The organism is Bacillus sp. TH19 (assembly GCF_016651075.1).
Taxonomy (GTDB): Bacteria; Bacillota; Bacilli; order Bacillales; family Bacillaceae_G; genus Bacillus_A; species Bacillus_A mycoides.
Genome location: NZ_JAEKEO010000001.1, coordinates 394,479 through 413,256 on the forward strand (window position 1 = coordinate 394,479; position 18,778 = coordinate 413,256).

The window sequence follows — 18,778 nt, forward strand, 5'->3', positions numbered from 1 at the left end:
AAAGAGGAGGTATTCATATCTATGTTTTTTAAAAATAAAAACGTTTTAATTATTGGTGGAACAGGAACAATTGGAAAAAGCATTCTTTCTAATGTTTTAGAGGGAAAGCCAAAAGTTATAAGAATTTTTAGTAGAAGTGAATATAATCAATTTGTATTACAAGAAGAGTTTAGGGGTAAAAATCAAAATATTCGCTATTTAATTGGGGATATTCGAAATTATGATCGCCTATATAGCGCAATGGAAAATATTGATTATGTGTTCCATGTTGCGGCGATGAAGCATGTTTCATTTTGTGAATATAATCCGTTTGAAGCGGTATTGACCAACATTTTTGGAACACAAAATGTAATAAAAGCAGCAATTGCCCAGAAAGTAAAAAAGGTGATTTTCACAAGCTCTGATAAAGCAATTTCACCAACAAATAATTACGGTGCAACAAAACTAACAGCTGAAAGATTGATAACATCAGCGGAATATTCAAAAGGATCTAGTGAAACAATATTTGCAAGTGTACGTTTCGGAAATGTTATGGGATCGAGAGGTTCTGTTATTCCCTTATTTGAAAATCAAATTAAAGAAAATCACAAAATAACTGTAACTGATCTTAGTATGAGCAGATTTATGATGACACTGAAACAAGCAACGATGTTAACCATTGAAGCAATGAAAATAGCAAAGGGCGGTGAAACTTTCATATTGAAAATGCCAGTTATTTCATTAAAAGATTTAAGTGAAGTGATGATAGAAGAAGTTACAAAGTTGTATAGTTTGTCCAAAGATAGTATTAAGATTGAAGAAATTGGATTAAAACCTGGTGAAAAAATGTATGAAGAACTTATGACACATGATGAATCTTTACAGGCTTTTGAATTACCGGATATGTTTATCATACCAAGTCCACTAAAAAAAGGTGCTCAATATGAAAATGCCAATAGAGCGAAGCAAGGATTTTATCGCTCAGATCATCAAGATGCGATTTCAAAAGAAGAACTTAGAAATTTGATTATAAACCAGCAATTACTAACAGGAGGGGAGAAACTATGAAAATATTAGTAACTGGTGGTGCAGGATTTATTGGTAGGTGGGTTGTAAATCGATTATTGCAAGATAAGCATGAAGTATGGATATTAGACAATTTAGCGAATTCAACTACAGCAAATATTATCGAGTTCGTTCATGATTTAAACTTGAAGCAATGTATACAAGGAGATATTAAAGATAAAAAATTGGTGGACCAATTATTTAAAGATCATTCATTTGACCTTTGTTATCACCTAGCAGCAAGTATCAATGTTCAAGATAGTATAGATGATGCCAGAACAACTTTTGAAAATGATACAATAGGTACTTTTAATTTGTTAGAACAATGTCTTAAGTATCATGTCAAAATGGTCTTTATGAGTACTTGTATGGTATATGATAAAGCTACTAATATACAAGGGATATCAGAATTAGACCCGATTAAACCAGCTTCTCCATATGCTGGATCAAAAATCGCTGCTGAAAACATGGTTTTATCTTACTATTATGCTTATAAGCTACCTGTTGTGGTTATTCGCCCATTTAATACGTATGGCCCATTCCAGAAAACTGGTGGTGAAGGTGGGGTTGTTGCCATTTTTATAAATAATAAATTAGATAAAATACCAGTAAATATTTATGGAGATGGGAAACAAACGAGAGACCTTTTATACGTTGAAGATTGTGCAGATTTCGTTGTGAAAGCAGGCTATTCTTCTAAAGCAAATGGTCATATTATCAACGCAGGAACAGGACAAGATATATCAATTAATAAATTGGCAGAATTGATTTCGGGAAATAAAGTAAGTATTCAACATGTAACTCATATCCATCCACAAAGTGAAATTCAAAAATTATTATGTAACTATGAAAAAGCAAAAACAATATTAAATTGGGAACCGAAAGTTTCTTTAGAAGATGGAGTTATTAAAACAGAAGAGTGGATTAAATCTTTAAAAACTAACCCTAAGGAGAAAGAATAATGGCCAGGGAAATTCTCGGTATACATGGGGGAAATCCTGTTAGAGGAACATATTTGCCTTATGGTCAACAACAAATTGATGACCATGATATTCAGGCAGTTATAGATATATTAAAAGGAGACTTTTTAACGACAGGACCAACGATTCAACAGTTTGAGGAGGCTATAGCAAAATATGTTGGGGCAAAATACGCTGTTTCTTTTTCAAGTGGTACAGCTGCTTTGCATGCTGCCTGCTATGCAGCTGGAATCACAGAGGGAGACGAAGTAATTACAACCTCAATGACATTTGTAGCAAGTGCAAATTGTATTTTATACCAGGGTGGAAAGCCAGTTTTCGCTGATATAGACTATGAAACATACAATATCAGTACTAGGTCTATAGAGGAAAAGATTACAAACAAAACAAAGGCTATTATTCCCGTACACTTTACTGGGCAGCCTGTAGAATTAGATAAAATAAAAAAAATAGCAAATGAGAATAACTTGATTATCATTGAAGATGCAGCACATGCATTAGGAGCCACTTATAAAAACCAAAAGATTGGTTCAATTGGTGATATGACAATGTTTAGCTTTCATCCTGTGAAACATATTACAACAGGAGAGGGTGGAGTAATTACTACAAATAATACTTTGCTTTATGAAAAGCTTGTTCAATTTCGTACACATGGAATTGAAAGGAATCCTCAAAAACTTCTTGATAATCATGGGCCTTGGTATTATGAAATGCAATTTTTGGGTTACAACTACAGGATGACTGATATACAGGCTGCTCTTGGCTTATCACAGTTAAGTAAATTAGATTCTTTTATTAAGATTAGAAAGAAATATGTAGACATTTATAATAAAGAATTTAATAGTTTACCTGAAATCATCATACCAAAGCAATTGCCCCAAACCCACTCAAGTTGGCACCTTTATATCATTCGGTTAAATACTAAATTATTAAAGGGTAATCGAAAAGAAATTTATGAGGCATTACAAAAAGAAAATATTGGTGTGAATGTGCACTATATACCCGTACATTTACAACCGTTTTATCAAAATTTGGGTTATAGAAAAGGCCTTTGTCCACAAGCCGAAAATTTATATGAGGAAATTATTACACTTCCTCTATTTCCTAAAATGACAAAAGGTGATGTAGGGGATGTAATAAAAGCAGTAAGAAAAGTTCTTTCGTTTTATAGAGTTGCTAAACATTAAATGAAAGGGGTGTTATTAGAATTGCGAAACAAAAAATTGTTAAGAGCAGTAACAAAAGTTGATATAAAAAAAGGAGAAATCATTACAGCTAATAAAGTTGATATGGAACTAGGTATCGTTGAAAATGCACTGAACCAGCTTCAGTTTGAGGAATTATTACCTCAAGTAGCTTTATATAATTTGCAAGCAGGAACTCCATTAACGAAAGAGGTTATTGAACCTCCTAAAGTAGTAATTATTGTACTTTGTAGGTTAAAATCTACTAGGTTACCTTTAAAGGCAATATTGCCAATACATGGAGTTCCTTCCATTGAACGATGTCTTATAAATACATTAGCTATTCCAGGGAAACACCAGGTCATACTTGCTACTTCAGATATTGCACAAGATGATCCTTTGGAAAAATTTGATTTAGATGGGAAAGTTAAGATTTTCAGGGGTGATCCAGAAAATACCGCTGATCGCATATTCCAAGCTGCAAAACAAGAAAAGGCAAATATTGTAATACGGATTACCGGAGATTGCCCAGTTGTATCACCAGAAATTAATACTTTTTTACTAGATCAACATTTGAAAAGCGGTGCAGACTATACACAGGCAGAGTTAAGTACGTTACCTGTCGGAACAGCAGGCGATATTTTTAATTTAGAGGCAATCGAACGATTGCTACAAACCCCAAAAACTTTAACCTATGCAGAATACCTTCCGTTTTATTTTATTAATAATCCACATTTATTCCGGGTCAATATAGTAAAACTCCCTCCGCCATTTTGTTACCCTACTTGGAGGTTAACATTAGATGAACAACCAGATTTAGATATGTTCAATGAACTTTATAAAAGTCTGAATGTAAAATCTAAACCTTTATTTTTTCATCAAATAAAAGATTATATCCTTCGAAATCCTGAACTTATTCAAATCAATAGTCATGTGAAATTGAAATGGGCAAATCAACAATCATTAGTGGATGAGTTAAATAGAGAAACGAAATTATAAATTAATAAATTGTAGTGCTTTTAGTGAGGAGGGAGTAACTTGCTTGAGAAAAAAATTGCCTTTCGCGCCGACGCATCTATTGAAATAGGTACCGGTCATATTATGCGTTGCTTAACACTGGCCCATGAGTTACGGAATAAAGGTGCTCAAGTTTATTTCATTTGTCGTAAGCTGCAAGGTGATTTGCAGCAATATATTTTAAATAAGGGATTTCATGTGTTTTTGTTAGATGCAGATGGTGAAAATACGAATTTCTTAAGTACAGTACACGGGAGTTATTTGGATTGGCTAAAATGTCATTGGTTTGTTGATGCACGACAGACCAATGATATTTTGTCGCAACTTCCCAATTTTGATTGGTTAATTGTTGATCATTATGGATTAGATGAAAAGTGGGAAACTGCTTTAAGAAAAACTGTAAAAAAGATTATGGTAATCGATGATCTTGCAGATCGAGTACATGATTGTGAATTGTTATTAGATCAAAATCTATACGAGAGTCTTAATGAACGCTATAAAGAATTAATACCAGAGCACTCTTTAATAAAATTAGGACCTAAATATGCCATATTACGGCCAGAGTTCCATTCTGCTAAGAAATTTTTACGAAAAAGAACGGGTGCGGTTGAACATATTTTTATATTTTTTGGTGGGCACGATGTAACGAATGAGACATTAAAAACGTTAAGAGCTATACAAAATATTAATAGTGATACTTTAAAAATAGATGTAGTGGTAGGAAGCCAAAATCCTCATAAGAAAGATATTCAAAATTATTGCAAGAGCATTTCAAACGCTTCATTTTATTGTCAAATAGAGAATATTGAAGAGTTTATGATACGAGCGGATTTAGGGATAGGAGCTGGGGGCACAACAACATGGGAGCGCTGTTTTCTTGGATTACCTTCTATAACAATTACAACTGCACAAAATCAAATAGAAGTAACCAAAGCTGTGGCGGAGGCCGGAGCTACATGGAATATCGGTACAGCTGAAAGTGTTTCAGATGAAACCATTACGAAATGTCTAAACAAACTTTTAACAGATTCAGATAAAGTGAGAGAAATGTCTAATAAAGCTCTTGCCATAAAGTGTGCCAGTAATTCGGATGAAATAACAAAAATTATTTTAGGAGGATAGTATGTTAAACATTGAAAAATTCCATTTGAAATGTATAGAAAAGAAAGATTTAAATCTTATTTTAAAGTGGAGGAATACAGAAGAAATTCGTTCTGTTATGTACGAAGATCATAAAATAACAATAGACGAACACTATAAATGGTTTGAAAAACTAAAATATGATGAAACAATGATTGCAAGATTACTAATATATAAAGAAAAGCCAATTGGATTTGTTAATTTTACAAAAATAAATAAAATAGATCGAACTTGTAATTGGGGATTTTATATAGGAGATAAACAGAGTGTAAGGCGTGCTGGAACTGTATTAGGTATAGTAGCATTAGACTATATTTTTGAAACAAATGGCATACAAAAAGTATGTGCAGAAATATTAGAATCAAATCGTATTAGTTTAAACTTTCATCAGAAACTCGGCTTCCAGGAAGATGGAAGATATGTGAACCATATTTTCAGGGATAATGAATTTATCGACGTTATTACAATGACCCTTTTTTATGAACGATGGATGGAAAGGAAAGAAGCTATAAAAAAAGAAATTGAAGGTGAAAAATATGAGTAATTTATATATCGGGGGTAGAGAGATTGGCAATAGCTCGCCACCATTTATTATTGCAGAAATGTCAGGGAATCATAATCAATCATTAGATAGAGCCTTGCAAATTGTAGAGGCAGCAGCAGAGGCTGGAGCACAAGGATTTAAAATTCAAACATATACACCAGATACAATGACTTTAAATATAGAAAATGGTGATTTTTTAATTCAGGATACGAAAAGCTTATGGAAAGGTAAAACACTTTATCATTTATATAAAGAAGCATATACACCATGGGAGTGGCATAAACCCATTTTTGATCGCTGTATAGAATTAGGAATGATACCATTTAGTACTCCATTTGATGAAACTGCTGTAGATTTTCTAGAATCATTGAATGTTTCTTGTTATAAAATCGCATCTTTTGAAAATACTGATATTCCCCTCATACGTAAAGTAGCAATGACAGGAAAACCAATAATCATTTCGACAGGTATGGCTTCTATTGCTGAATTAGATGAAACAGTAAGAGCTGCGAGAGAAGAGGGATGTAAAGAATTAATTCTATTAAAATGTACAAGTACGTATCCTGCATCTCCGAAATCTACAAATATAGCTACGATACCTCATATGAAGGAGTTATTTAAATGTGAAGTAGGTTTGTCTGATCATACACTTGGGGTAGGAGTATCTGTAGCGAGTGTCGCCTTGGGAGCCACAGTAATTGAGAAACATTTAACGCTTTCGAGATCGGATGGAGGAGTTGACGCTGATTTTTCAATGGAACCTGCTGAATTTAAATTATTAGTAAGCGAAACTGAAAAAGCATGGGAATCTTTGGGGAAAGTATATTATGGCCCTACTGATTTAGAAAAAGATTCTTTAAAATTTAGAAGGTCATTATATGTTGTAGAAAACATAAAAGCGGGAGAGGCTTTCACGATAGAAAATATTAAAGCTATTAGACCAGGTAATGGCTTATTACCAAAACACCTATCCAAAATTATCGGAAAGAAAGCGAATAAGGACATTGAAAAAGGAACACCTGTTTCGTGGGATCTTATTTGATAGGGTACAATTAGATACTACTAGGAATTCGTTGAATAAATTAAAATGCCTTTTCAATTTAATGAAAAGGCATTTTAATTTATTCAGAATGATTATAGAAGAAAAGATATTTTTAATTTAATAACCTAATGAAGTTGTGATTGTAAAATAGTCGTAATAAAATGGATTCTCTCATGAAAAGTATGCTGTGTAATAACTTTTGTATGAATTTTTTTGACCATTAATCTTTTCGAAATCGTATCATTCAAATGAAAAGATACTCTATTTAAACAGTCCTCAAAGCTATTATAGGATATAATTTCATCTTTATTGAAGAAAGATGAAAGGTCAGATTTTTCTTCAATAATTTGAAAGCCTTGGCAAGCTGCAATATCAAACGTACGATTATTAATGGTATTATTTTTTACTTTATTTTTATTTTTATTCTGTGAAAATAGATGACTACGATGAGGGTTTAATATAAGACTAGCGTTATTATAATAGAGTGCAACTTCTTGAGGTGGAATCCATTCTTCTATAATTTTAATTCTTCGGTGATTTTTCCATTTTTTAATTAACTTATTTCTCCAGTGTTGACCAATAACAGTATAGTGATAAGGGGTTTTTTCCAAAAGAAACTGCATCAATTTTACTCGAGTTGGATAAGGATATCCAATGAACAATATTTCACTTTTATATTTCGAATTTCTTAGACCAGGCTTAAATACATCTATATTAGTTGCTAATGGTAAGTGGTATACATTGGTATATCCTAAACCTGAATAATATTTAAGTGCTTCACTATCAATAGTAAATATAAAATCAAAGTTATTTAATAGAAGAAGAGAGGTATCTATATAAAATGGGTCCTCTGTTAACCAGACAGCTAATTTAATGTTCCTTTTTTTAAAATATTGAATTGCTTTTTGTGGTAGATGATTACCTAATAATGTGAAAACAATATCAGGATGAAACGTTGTTATAATGAAATCCAATTGCTCTATTAATTCACTCGGCTGTACTGCTAACCATTCGAAATTTTGATCGATAAGTGTTCTCTGTATGCTTTGATCTAGATATTGATAGATTTTTGAGTAACCAGAAGTAATGTATAAGAGTTTCATATTTCAATCCCTGCTTTAGGTTTAAAATATATTATGAGATAAATGTAACACTTTCTATTTCTTTACAACTGATCTTAGTAATACTTGTAGTAGGAGGAGTAACTGAATTTTCCTCTTCTAATGTGACGATACAAGTATTAGGGTTAAAATTTGTAAAAATAGCAGGTCCAATAATATTTCCAGATTTACCAGTCACAGTAACGACTTCGCCTGGTTGTAAATTTTTAAAAATACTACAGACTCCACCTGAACAACGAAATAAATTACATAAGAACAAATTTATCCCTCCTTTAAACAATATACTATATCATATGAAAGTATGTAGAGGGATGTGTAGACAAGTAACCTTTAGAAGGGAAAAAATTCAGTTTAAAGCAACTTATTGAAATGATAGATACAATGGAATAATACATTTTGGAGCATTTTGATTAGATTATCCATAGTTAAGACATTCATTAGAATGTCTTAACTATGGATTGAACTTTAACCACTTGAAGCATCTTAAGGGGTGGTTAAAGTAACACTTTCTATATCTTCACAACTTATGAATATGGTATTGGTAGAAGAGGGGGTTATCACATCTTCTTCAACTAATACAACCGCACAAATAGTCGGAAAGAACAATGAAAAAGTAGCAGGTCCAATAATTTGTCCTGATTTAGTGGTAATTGTAACAACCGTTCCTGTTGGCCACGAAGAGAATAAAAAACAAGCCAAACCTGTACATTCTGCCATATTAAGCCCTCCTAACTTTAAGTTTTGATTAATATAATTCAATTCAATTCAAACATTTCATATTGTATGTGGTAACAATATGAAATGTTTGGACTAATAAAAAACTAGAATTATATAAAAACGTAAAAGTAGTATATTAACTTACATTTATCTTTTTTAGTTAGCCTGGATGTTATTTGTTTTTAAAAATATAATATTTTAATATAAAAGAAGTTAGTGAGAAATATCCTTGGGTTAAATGGTTTCAAAAAGATGGAAACTGGTATTATCGTGATAAAGAGGGCCCTCTGGTTAAAGGCCTACAATCTATAAATGGATACAAATACTACTTTAATGAAGATGGTGTTATGCAAACAGGCTTACAAACTATTAAGGGACAAGTATATTATTTTAACGAAAATGGTACTATGGTTACAGATTGGAAAGACGTAGATAATAAATGGTATTATTTTAATGAAAATGGCATTAAAGTTCCTAATGTATTTTTAGATGTTCCAGAAAGTCATTGGGGATAGGAACAAATATCATATATGGCAGGAAATAAAATTATAAATGGATATGGGAATGGTTACTTTGGTGCAAATGATAATCTTACACGTGAACAATTAGCAGCCGTCTTATATAAATCTTTATCACTGCCGGATACAAGTGATAATCCTTTTACAGATATAAATGATAGCCCATTTAAAAAATAAATTTTGTCCTTAACGAAGAGCGGTATTTTTTCAGTAAATGGGGAAAAGACATTTAATCCAAAAAACGCTGCGACAAGGGCTGAAATTGCAGTAGTGTTAACAAAAGCATTTAACTTGAAAATCAAAGCTAATTATGAATTTAATGATATGAAAGATCATTGGGCGAATGAATATGTAAAAGCTTTATATAGCAATGGGATTGCAAGTGGTACAGGAAATAAAAATTTCAATCCAGGAGCGAATGTTTCAAGAGCAGAAATGGCTGTATTTTTATATAGAGCAATCAACTTAAATCTAAATTTTGTACCAAAGCCTATTTAATCTTATAATAAGATGGTTTTAATACGAAGCCTATATAGGCTTCGTACCAGTTTGTTTTGAAATTGACTCATCATTTTGAGTGTAAAAAAGTTTATATCAACACAATTCATCTTTTCTCTAATCAAAGTTATAGGTTTTGAAAAAACTAACTAATTTGATCAAAAAATGCACCCTAATTGTTAGTCACATAATTGACAATTAGAGGTGCATTTTTTATAGTCTATTTTTAAAATACAAGCACTAAGACGGTATATAAGGTGTTGAAAATTAAAAAACAATTTCTAAGTGTGGATTTGAAATAAAGTCGTACCGTTTTGAAAAAAGTTTAACCGTTTTAAAGAATACATTTTAAAAGAAATGTTGTTGTAGCAGGATTTATGATGAATTTCAATCAAACTTTTTTATAAAAATTGTGTATTAGTTCACAAGAGTAATTCTATTTTTAATCAATCTTTTTTCAAAGTATGAAGGGTTCTCTTTTAATACAAACAACTTTTTAATATGTTTTGAATCAAACTTTATTTAAAAGAAACAGCTACTATTGTCGTTTTTCTTTAAGCTATCGCGATGTATCTGAACTTTTGAGAGAGCGTGGCATATCGGTTCATCCAACAACTATTATGCGTTGGGTCCATGAATATGGAAATTTGATCTATCAAATCTGGAAAAAGAAAAACAAAAAGGTACAATCATCGTGGAAATTAGATGAAACTTATATAAAAGTGAAAGGAAAATGGCGTTATTTATATCGTGCGATCGATAAGGATGGATATACATTGGATATTCAACTTCGAAAAACAAGAGATCATCAGGCAGCATATGCCTTTATGAAAAGATTGGTGAAGGCTTTTGGAGAACCAACGGTTCTTACAACGGACAAAGCCCCAGCGCTACTTTGCGCGTTTAACAAATTAAAAGAACAAGGTTTTTATAGACGTACAACTCATTGTACAGTCAAACATTTGAACAATCTCATTGAACAAGACCATAGACATGTAAAAAGGCGTTTTGCCAAATCCACAGGATTTCAAAGCCTTCGTCATGCTTCACGTACCTTGAAAGGTATTGAAACCGTTCATGCTTTATATAAACGAAAACGAAGTTTGCAACAACCAAACTTCGTTTTTTCGACGTATAATGAATTACAACAATTACTAACGATTGAATAAAACCCATCTGCAATCATACCAACTTTTTCTCTGTTAAGAAACTTTGCAACAGAACCCTTGACATAATATCAAATTTAGATGAGCAAAGCTATTTCAAGTGAATAGAATCCACTCTTTAAGAATACATAAAATATATACATACAAGCTTAGTCTGATCACTACATCATTAGTGAAAGTAGGATTCTATAGATTTGGGAGGAAGAGATATGCAAAAAAAGGTTCTCCTGTTTACAGATTTGGGGATTGATGATGCGTTTGCTATACTGTATACCTTTTTTCGTAAAGACATTCATCTTGTAGGAATTGTAGCCGATTATGGAAATGTATCAAGAGAAAATGCAATAAGAAATATTAACTATTTGAAGTACATTGCGGGAAGAGAAGAGATACCTGTATTCCTTGGTGCTTCTGTACCGTTGACAGGTATATTGATTCAGTATTTCCCTGAGGTACATGGAAAAGTCGGATTAGGACCTATCATTCCCCCTGAAATTTCATATCCAGTTTATCCTTTAAATGATATTTATCAAATTATAGAATCAAATTTAGAAGATCTTACAATTATCAATTTAGGAAGACTTTCTTCGCTAGCTACGACTTTTGTATTGAATTTAGAAACAATGCGAAATGTTAAAGAATGTATTTGCATGGGGGGGGCTTTTTTCTATCCAGGTAATGTAACTGCCGTGGCTGAAGCTAACTTTTACGCAGACCCTTATGCAGCAAACTTAATTCTGCAGCATGCGAAGAAGTTGACAATTATTCCTTTAAATGTGACTCAACATGCGATTGTTACACCCGAAATGGTTCAGAAAATAGATGAGTTTCATCGGAATACACAGGATCTTGCAGGACTCATCATCAAACCTATGTTAGATTATTATTATAATTTCTATTCTAAGTCTAATCCTGGTATAAGTGGAAGTCCTATGCATGATTTTGTAACAGTGTGGTATTTGCTGAATCAAGAGGCTGTTAGCCTTTCAAGGGTACCCATTAAAGTCATTCCTGATCAAGGGGAGGGATTTGGTCAAAGCATTGCAGACTTTCGTTTTGTTACTAATCCAGGCTATAAAACACATAATGTAGTTTTTCAGTTTGATTATGAAAGATTCAAGAAGGATATTATGGAAACATTCCTAAAGAAGAGAGTGTAACAGACTTTATTAACTTCAGATAATACGGATTATGTGAATGAAATATCACTGCATTTAACGTACCGGAATTCGACTTTATTAGGTTGAAATTCGTCTAGCATACAAAACTTCCGAAATGTTGACTGTATCCTATCACTATCAAGCTAACAAAATAAAATCCCCCTAATTGCTGGTACATTAAAATTTTAACTTGATGACCATGTGGTGCTACCCTTTACCCATCAACTTAAGAGATTTTAATACCCTCAAGTACCAAAAAAAGTCATCCTTTCTAATCTAGCTTATTTAGAAAGGATGACTTTTTTTAATGAATCTCTCGATTCAAGATGAACTACAACCATTTGCAGAGGAATTACAACGATATGTGACACCTGTATTTTTAGAAGAACTTGCAAGAGAACTTGGGTTTGTAAAGCAGAAACGTAAGTTTTCTGGCTCAGATTTAGCCACCATTTATATCTGGATTAGTCAACGAGTCGCTAGCCCTTTTATTAAAACTCAATAAATGTAAGAAAAGTTATAATATTATGTCTTTTTTAAATGATAGTTAACCTTTAGTGTATGATTTTCACATTAAATTTTCTTTTTTTACTACGTTTATTAAGAGGAATATTTAAAAATACACTTTTAAATAAACATAATAGCTATCAAAGGCGGGGATTTTCATAGAATTGCTAAATGTTGTGTCAATCATTACTATTAAGACTATATCCCAATGAAATTAGAGTATACTTCTTCTATTTTCAAGACTATAGGCATGAATTTGATAAGAAAATATTTCTGAATTTTTGTATCAGAAGCACCCAAAGAACAAAGCATAAGGGGATTTACTTATGGGAACGGGGGATTTTATGACAAAGAAACAAAAGAAAATATTATCTATCGCATTAGCTACAGGTGTATTTGCTGGAACCTACATTCCAACTGCTTATACGGCATTTGCAGAAAATGAACAAAAAGAAGATTTACAAGAAAATCAAACAAAAAATATTAATCAAAATAGCCTTCCGATAGATTCATATGGTTGGTTTGAGAACCCTTATAAGGGAGTAACTTTTTCACAATTTATAGATGCATTTAATAACAATCAGTGGCAACCTTTATTAGTCAATATTAAGAACAAAGGGGATGCTGGTTCGGGTACTATTTCTTTTCTAAAAGGCATGATGACAACAGGATTATCATTATTACCACCACCAGCTAGTCTTTTAGCAAGTATTTGGAGTGTGTTTATTCCTACTAATGATGCTAACGGAACGGATATGTGGAGGCAATTAGAAACATACATCGATGAAAAAATAGATAGTAAAATAAATGATTATCATAAATATCTTATGGGTGCTGAATTTAATGGGGCTATGTCAGCGATAAAAGAGTATCAACGGGTTCTCCAAATATATAATGACAGTAAAAATAGCTTAAAAAGAGTAGAAGAGCCTGGCACACCAGTGATTGAAGCTGTCCGAGCAGCAGATAGGAAGTTGAAAGAATTTATTGCTGTTATTCAAACGCCTGAAAAATCAAATGATTCTGTATATCAACAAATAACAGCTCCAATCTTTGTGCAAGCTGCAAATGCTCATCTCTTATTACAGAGAGATATGATTTTATATGGTGAAGAATGGGGAATGGATAAAGATCAATGGCAAGGATATAAGGATAATCAGAAAAAACTTATTCAAGAATATACGAATTATGCTATGAAAGTATATAATGATGGATTGGAAAAAAGGAAAAAAGAAGCTGAAGAGATTAATACGCAACAACCAAATAGAAATACTGACAGATGGAATCATATTAATGATTATGTAAGGGAATATACATTAAGCGTTTTAGATTTTGTAGACTTGTTTCCAGCAACAAATCCTGAAACATATTCTAAAGGCGTAATGCAAGAAAATTCTAGGCAAATTTATTCTTCTATTAAAGGCGCAGTCATACCACAAGGAGGAACAGGGGAAGGAACAACATGGGAAAACATACAAAAGATCCTAGATTCTCAAGAATATAAAGGGGATCTGCACAAGCTTGATATACGATCCTTTGATCGTATTGATGCTATTCAACCATGGTTTTCTGATAAGCAGAATGGTGGTTCCAATTGGACTACTCCTGGATGGACTGGAAATACAAGTGGGGGGGCTTTAAAGACTCTTATAAATCCTTCTGATAATCCGATTACTAGAGTTAAGGCGCAATCAAGCCGTACTCCTAATTATATTGACTTTAAATTTGATACTGGGGGAGATAACCCTTACTTTGGTAGATATTTTTCAGGCGGATCATACAAAGAAGATATTTTTGAATATCCGAATCAAAAACTTTCTCAAATTCACGCATTTAACAGAAGTACCTATCCAGGATTTGAAGGTATTGATGCAGTAGTATTTGGGTTTGTCGACAAGAATCTTACACAGTCGTCCACTTATCTAATGACAAATATGATAACAACAATCCCAGCTGCAAAGTATAACCGTGGAATGAGCAATTTTCAACCACAAGTGGAATCTATACATGCTAAGCAAAAAGCGATGAAAACTGATACTACCAATTCTTATTTAGCATATGGCGTCGAAATTTCTAAAGAACAGGAATATAAAATTAGATATAAGGTTGCAGCTAACGAGAATTCTAAAATCAGTCTTTCACATAGAAAACCTGGTGGTAACTATGCAAAAATAGATGACACTACTATTCCTATTACTGGAAATGCAGCGGACACTGTTAAAGGAGAATATGGTTCTTACAAGATTGTAGAAGGCCCTATTGTTAAGTTAACAAAAGGTGCACATGATTTGAAATTGGAAAATTCACAAGGTAAATTCTCCTTAGATCAAATTGAATTAGAACCTGTGGAACGGGATCAAGTGATAGCGCGGGATAATTTTGACGATCAACGGTTAAATTGGATTAACCTAGGTGGTATTGTAAATGGAGGTATCACAGGGAAAGCTGGTATGATTGGTACAAATGGAGATACTTGGACTTATATTCAAGATCAAGTATTACCATTCTCTAAATATACCTTGAGTATAAAAGTGAAATTGAATTCCAATGATGGAAATGAGCGACAAAAGGTAACGATATTCACAGATAATTTGAAACATGAGCGAATAACAAAAACAGTCGAGCTTAAGGGGAAAGCAGGCTATCAAGAAATACAACTAGAATTTATTACAAGTAGGGATTTAGCAAACACTCATGTTGGGATTCTAACGTCAAATGGAACATCTAATATATTATTTGATGATGTCCAAGTTATAGGTGCAAAAAAAAGCTAAACTAATATGGGTTCTGATGTAAAAACTTTGAAACATATAAAAATGGTTTATCAAACTTGGATATACTGATAGGAGCACCATACATGCCCATCAACAATACCCCTAAGTACCAAGAAAACGTTATTCTTTCTAAACTGATATGCTCTCCTTTAGGTAGACAGATAAAAAATAAAAATCTGTTTGCTTGAAGGAGAGTTTTGTTAATGTCTAAAAAAGTTTACTCTGCGGAGGATAAATTTAACATATTGAAAGAATGGGAGGATGGTAATTATTCACTAAATGAACTTGAGTCCGTTTTTAAAGTAAGTCGCATCAATCGAAGCACTCATCAAGTCCTGAGGGACTGAATCAACGGTTTAATAAGGCGGCCGTCCTACTTTTACACCCCCTACTAGCCGAACTACTAAGAAAAAAATTGGCCGCATCTATGCCGATTTCTTCTCCATACACTTCTGTTTTCAAGCATACTCGTATTTTAGATTCAACTGCATTTCAACTCCCAGATGTATTTTCATCGGTTTATCCAGGTGGACAGTTCCTACATATTCATACAGGTCCAGGTAAACAACATGATCGCACTTACGGCTCTCTGTGTGTCCCAACTGTAACAGCAAATGATTTATGTATCCGAGATTTAGGTTGTTTTCATTTAAAAGACCTTCAATACATACAATATAAAAAGGCAAGCCAGTATGGAAAATAAAATTAACCCAGAATTATTGGAATCATGAAATGAGGCTTTTAAAAGGAATGCTTATTTCTTCAATCACTATCAATTTTGTTTTTTGAAATATCCCTATTTAATCAAAGGGTTATTAAAAATCATATAACGGGAGGATTTATATGAAAAAAAATACAATTTTGATATTATTGATATTTATTCTGTCTATTTCCCTTACAAACCATCCCCTTGCAGCCGAAACTTTAAACAACCTTGAGTTTATAAAAGAACAACAGACTAAAAATGAAAGGCTTATTCATATTGATATAAGAGGAAATAATGTGGAAGAATATCAAGAGGCACAACATATGGTTGATAGAATAAAAAAAATAAAAAGCGGCATACTTGATAAATTAGTGGCAGACGGAACATATGTAAAACTTGTTAATTATCCTATCACTGAGTCTGACGAATACAGGGACCTAAAAGGGTTAATTCCACGAGGATGGGAAGGGCAAACCAATGCCGAAGGAAAACAATTGACCTGGGATGATGTACCAGGTGTGGGATCTGATATTGGTGGAAAACCTGTAATGGCTAGAATAGGTTTTAGTGAAAGAGGAAAGGGGCATGGTTCCATTAATTTAGAACTTCATGAAATAGCGCATGCAATTGATCGAGTGGTTTTTTTTAATATAAGTCATACTGATTTGTTTGATGTTACTTTCAGTCAAGAGAGACAGAAATTTTTCCCGGATAAATATTACGAAAATAAGGAAGAATATTTTGCGGAATGTTTTACATATTATTATTTTAGCGAATCATCTAAGCAAGAGCTAAAAGATAAGGCTCCATTGACTTATAGATGCATAGATTTATTAATTAAAACTGTTCAAGGGGATTCCAATTCAACAGAACCTATTAATGAACTATTAGACGGAAATCAATTTGCTTGGTCTTTAAAAGGATATAGTGATCGAGAATTCGCAAAAGTAGATTATAACAAGAAGGCAGAGTTAACTATGGTTTTAAAATAAATTCGCGATGTTTATAAAAAAGATACGATGCTCTATCCCTTTAGGTGGTTATCTAAAGGGGTATTTTTATACTAAAAAGGAAAAGAACATCTGAATTGAAGGATAGACTAGGGAACTGTTGTGTGGCAATAAGTTATTCCTGTGAACTACTCGCCACTTAGCAAAGCTTGAAGTGGGAGCTTCTCAGTTCCACGATGAAAGCAACCTTTCGTCTCCCTGAGCGTTACTTCGGGGTGTTCCATCCCTAGATGTCCAACGCTTGGACGCTCTTTTGGTACGGTTGATATTTTACGCAGGAACCGAATGGCTTAGTTTTCGCACTCAATTTTCTTCCTGCAACCTCATATATCAAGTTATCAAAGAACTTCATATAGCTAGTTTATCAAAAGCTTTTGGCTATGCCAAACCGAAATTCATCTCCCACCTACCGTTGGGCTACGCCCTTCACACGCTTGAGGAAGGAGAATTTTTTCGGGGAATTCGTTAAATTTAATGTATTTGTAAATGTGGAACAAATTTATTACTTAGATTGTCTATTAAGTGTAATCCTAAAAACTTAGTGCCCAAACTTAATACACTGAATCTGGTTTGACATCTATTTTAAGTACTGCAGAATACGAAAGGACTGATTATCTTGAAAAGTACAAGGATGTTAAAAATAGGGATGTGTGTTGGAATACTAAGTTTAAGTCTTGCAAGTGTAAAACTTTTTACAGGTGAACCATTGTAGGTGGAAGCAAAAGAAAAAGTAGAGAAAACTAAACATACAAATCATGCGGCTCATTGAGAATTCGCACAACTCGAGAAAAAGTTTGACGCTCGACTGGGTGTCTATGAAATCGACACCGGTACAAACTGGGCAGTTACTTATCGATCACCTAATGAACGGTTTGTTTACGCATCTACCTTTAAGGCTCTGGTTACAGGGATATTGTTACTACAATATCCAATTGACAAATTAGACGAAGTTATCACTTATACAAAAGATGATTTAGTAGAGTATTTACCAATTACAGAGAAACATGTGGATAGCGGTATGACTCTTGGGGAAATTGCGGAGGCTGCTATTCGTTACAGTGATAACACTGCGGGGAACACTTTATCCAAGAAATTAGACGGACCTAAAGGATTTGAACGAAGCTACTCCGGGAGACATTTGTGATACAAGTACAGCAAAAACACTTGCTACCAATCTTAAGGCTTTCACGGTCAGAGATGCACTCCAAACTGATAAACGTAAAACCCCTACGGATTTGATGCGCGGAAACGCTACAGGAGACGAACTCATCCATGCTGGTGTACCAAAAGATTGGGAAGTCGATGATAAATCTGGAGCCGGAAGCTACGGAACACCTAATGATATTGCCATCGTTTAGCCACCGAATAGAGAACCAGAGAACCGATTATCATTGCAATTCTGTCCAGTCAAGATGCTATATATGATACTGAGCTAATCGCGCAGACTGCCAAGGTTACAATAGATGCTCTCTAGTGAGGGTATTGATTTTACCTTTGCTTTCTGATTCCCTATATTCCATACCATCTATAGGATAAAATTAGAAGTCGATTCTTTTTACATCAAAAGAATCGTTTTTTACATTCTTTTTATTTCATTACGATTATGCTAACAAGAACCATTATATTAGACGAGTGGTCCAAGAACTCACT

16 protein-coding genes and 4 pseudogenes are annotated in these 18,778 nt (G+C 33.2%); 17 read left to right on the forward strand and 3 right to left on the reverse strand.

Features of this window, described 5'->3' with window-relative positions; genetic code table 11:
- Positions 1 to 21 precede the first annotated feature (21 nt).
- From JFU54_RS01910 to pseI, 7 genes are read left to right on the forward strand one after another with little or no spacing between them, the layout of a single operon-like run.
- Positions 22 to 1,047 carry an SDR family NAD(P)-dependent oxidoreductase gene (locus JFU54_RS01910; RefSeq protein ID WP_201063584.1) on the forward strand — a complete coding sequence of 342 codons (1,026 nt, stop codon included), beginning with the start codon at positions 22 to 24 and terminating at the stop codon, positions 1,045 to 1,047.
- On the forward strand, positions 1,044 to 2,006 hold the full coding sequence (locus JFU54_RS01915) for a dTDP-glucose 4,6-dehydratase (RefSeq protein ID WP_201063586.1): 963 nt from the start codon (positions 1,044 to 1,046) through the stop codon (positions 2,004 to 2,006). The genes JFU54_RS01910 and JFU54_RS01915 overlap by 4 nt, the downstream gene beginning before the upstream one ends.
- Positions 2,006 to 3,211, forward strand: a complete 1,206-nt coding sequence (gene pseC / locus JFU54_RS01920; RefSeq protein ID WP_151304151.1) for a UDP-4-amino-4,6-dideoxy-N-acetyl-beta-L-altrosamine transaminase — start codon at positions 2,006 to 2,008, stop codon at positions 3,209 to 3,211. The genes JFU54_RS01915 and pseC overlap by 1 nt, the downstream gene beginning before the upstream one ends.
- Positions 3,212 to 4,207, forward strand: a complete 996-nt coding sequence (locus JFU54_RS01925; RefSeq protein WP_201063588.1) for a cytidylyltransferase domain-containing protein — start codon at positions 3,212 to 3,214, stop codon at positions 4,205 to 4,207.
- A 39-nt stretch (positions 4,208 to 4,246) separates the two neighbouring features.
- A complete protein-coding gene (gene pseG / locus JFU54_RS01930) occupies positions 4,247 to 5,347 on the forward strand; it encodes a UDP-2,4-diacetamido-2,4,6-trideoxy-beta-L-altropyranose hydrolase (RefSeq protein ID WP_151304149.1) in 1,101 nt (366 codons plus the stop codon).
- Position 5,348: 1 nt separating this feature from the next.
- Positions 5,349 to 5,909: a UDP-4-amino-4,6-dideoxy-N-acetyl-beta-L-altrosamine N-acetyltransferase gene (gene pseH, locus JFU54_RS01935; protein WP_151304148.1), complete on the forward strand. Its 561-nt coding sequence runs from the start codon at positions 5,349 to 5,351 to the stop codon at positions 5,907 to 5,909.
- Positions 5,902 to 6,951 (forward strand): pseudaminic acid synthase, encoded by a 1,050-nt coding sequence (pseI, locus tag JFU54_RS01940; protein WP_016093949.1) that lies wholly within the window; start codon positions 5,902 to 5,904, stop codon positions 6,949 to 6,951. Before pseH ends, pseI begins: the two co-directional genes overlap by 8 nt.
- Before the next feature lie 125 nt (positions 6,952 to 7,076).
- On the opposite strand, the gene JFU54_RS01945 is transcribed toward pseI, so the two are convergent.
- The 3 genes from JFU54_RS01945 to JFU54_RS01955 form a co-directional block, all read right to left on the reverse strand.
- On the reverse strand, positions 7,077 to 8,054 hold the full coding sequence (locus JFU54_RS01945) for a CgeB family protein (protein ID WP_151304147.1): 978 nt from the start codon (positions 8,052 to 8,054) through the stop codon (positions 7,077 to 7,079).
- Positions 8,055 to 8,085: 31 nt separating this feature from the next.
- Positions 8,086 to 8,331 (reverse strand): hypothetical protein, encoded by a 246-nt coding sequence (locus JFU54_RS01950; RefSeq protein WP_002169373.1) that lies wholly within the window; start codon positions 8,329 to 8,331, stop codon positions 8,086 to 8,088.
- Positions 8,332 to 8,555: 224 nt separating this feature from the next.
- Positions 8,556 to 8,789 carry a hypothetical protein gene (locus tag JFU54_RS01955; RefSeq protein WP_002016601.1) on the reverse strand — a complete coding sequence of 78 codons (234 nt, stop codon included), beginning with the start codon at positions 8,787 to 8,789 and terminating at the stop codon, positions 8,556 to 8,558.
- A 203-nt stretch (positions 8,790 to 8,992) separates the two neighbouring features.
- Between JFU54_RS01955 and JFU54_RS30300 the strand changes: the two genes are divergently transcribed.
- The 10 genes and pseudogenes from JFU54_RS30300 (at position 8,993) to JFU54_RS02005 (ending at position 18,602) form a co-directional block, all read left to right on the forward strand.
- Complete coding sequence (locus JFU54_RS30300; protein WP_374100930.1) at positions 8,993 to 9,304, forward strand: hypothetical protein; 312 nt, start codon at positions 8,993 to 8,995, stop codon at positions 9,302 to 9,304.
- 15 nt (positions 9,305 to 9,319) lie between these two features.
- The gene (locus JFU54_RS30305; RefSeq protein WP_374100928.1) at positions 9,320 to 9,484 is read left to right on the forward strand and encodes an S-layer homology domain-containing protein; all 165 of its coding nucleotides are present in this window, start codon (positions 9,320 to 9,322) and stop codon (positions 9,482 to 9,484) included.
- 3 nt (positions 9,485 to 9,487) lie between these two features.
- Entirely contained in the window at positions 9,488 to 9,805 is a 318-nt protein-coding gene (locus JFU54_RS30310) for an S-layer homology domain-containing protein (RefSeq protein WP_369811991.1), read from the forward strand.
- A gap of 506 nt (positions 9,806 to 10,311) precedes the next feature.
- Positions 10,312 to 10,974 (forward strand): IS6 family transposase, encoded by a 663-nt coding sequence (locus JFU54_RS01975; protein ID WP_151304146.1) that lies wholly within the window; start codon positions 10,312 to 10,314, stop codon positions 10,972 to 10,974.
- 206 nt (positions 10,975 to 11,180) lie between these two features.
- Positions 11,181 to 12,131, forward strand: coding sequence for a nucleoside hydrolase (locus JFU54_RS01980; RefSeq protein ID WP_061675856.1), 951 nt, complete (start codon positions 11,181 to 11,183; stop codon positions 12,129 to 12,131).
- A gap of 307 nt (positions 12,132 to 12,438) precedes the next feature.
- A pseudogene (locus JFU54_RS01985) lies at positions 12,439 to 12,615 on the forward strand (IS4 family transposase); the annotation flags it as partial.
- A 367-nt stretch (positions 12,616 to 12,982) separates the two neighbouring features.
- On the forward strand, positions 12,983 to 15,412 hold the full coding sequence (locus JFU54_RS01990) for an insecticidal delta-endotoxin Cry8Ea1 family protein (RefSeq protein ID WP_201038255.1): 2,430 nt from the start codon (positions 12,983 to 12,985) through the stop codon (positions 15,410 to 15,412).
- 331 nt (positions 15,413 to 15,743) lie between these two features.
- A pseudogene (locus JFU54_RS01995) lies at positions 15,744 to 16,097 on the forward strand (IS4 family transposase); the annotation flags it as partial.
- A gap of 158 nt (positions 16,098 to 16,255) precedes the next feature.
- Positions 16,256 to 17,089 (forward strand): annotated as a pseudogene (locus tag JFU54_RS02000) (anthrax toxin lethal factor-related metalloendopeptidase); the annotation flags it as partial.
- Between the two features lie 649 nt (positions 17,090 to 17,738).
- Positions 17,739 to 18,602 (forward strand): annotated as a pseudogene (locus JFU54_RS02005) (serine hydrolase).
- Positions 18,603 to 18,778: the final 176 nt, after the last annotated feature.

Bases quoted from the DNA above. Each gene is read 5' to 3' on its own strand.
- JFU54_RS01910 (WP_201063584.1), top strand. From the start codon at position 22: ATGTTTTTTAAAAATAAAAACGTTTTAATTATTGGTGGAACAGGAACA.
- JFU54_RS01915 (WP_201063586.1), top strand. From the start codon at position 1,044: ATGAAAATATTAGTAACTGGTGGTGCAGGATTTATTGGTAGGTGGGTT.
- pseC (WP_151304151.1), top strand. From the start codon at position 2,006: ATGGCCAGGGAAATTCTCGGTATACATGGGGGAAATCCTGTTAGAGGA.
- JFU54_RS01925 (WP_201063588.1), top strand. From the start codon at position 3,212: ATGAAAGGGGTGTTATTAGAATTGCGAAACAAAAAATTGTTAAGAGCA.
- pseH (WP_151304148.1), top strand. From the start codon at position 5,349: ATGTTAAACATTGAAAAATTCCATTTGAAATGTATAGAAAAGAAAGAT.
- pseI (WP_016093949.1), top strand. From the start codon at position 5,902: ATGAGTAATTTATATATCGGGGGTAGAGAGATTGGCAATAGCTCGCCA.
- JFU54_RS01945 (WP_151304147.1), bottom strand. From the start codon at position 8,054: ATGAAACTCTTATACATTACTTCTGGTTACTCAAAAATCTATCAATAT.
- JFU54_RS01955 (WP_002016601.1), bottom strand. From the start codon at position 8,789: ATGGCAGAATGTACAGGTTTGGCTTGTTTTTTATTCTCTTCGTGGCCA.
- JFU54_RS30305 (WP_374100928.1), top strand. From the start codon at position 9,320: ATGGCAGGAAATAAAATTATAAATGGATATGGGAATGGTTACTTTGGT.
- JFU54_RS01980 (WP_061675856.1), top strand. From the start codon at position 11,181: ATGCAAAAAAAGGTTCTCCTGTTTACAGATTTGGGGATTGATGATGCG.
- JFU54_RS01990 (WP_201038255.1), top strand. From the start codon at position 12,983: ATGACAAAGAAACAAAAGAAAATATTATCTATCGCATTAGCTACAGGT.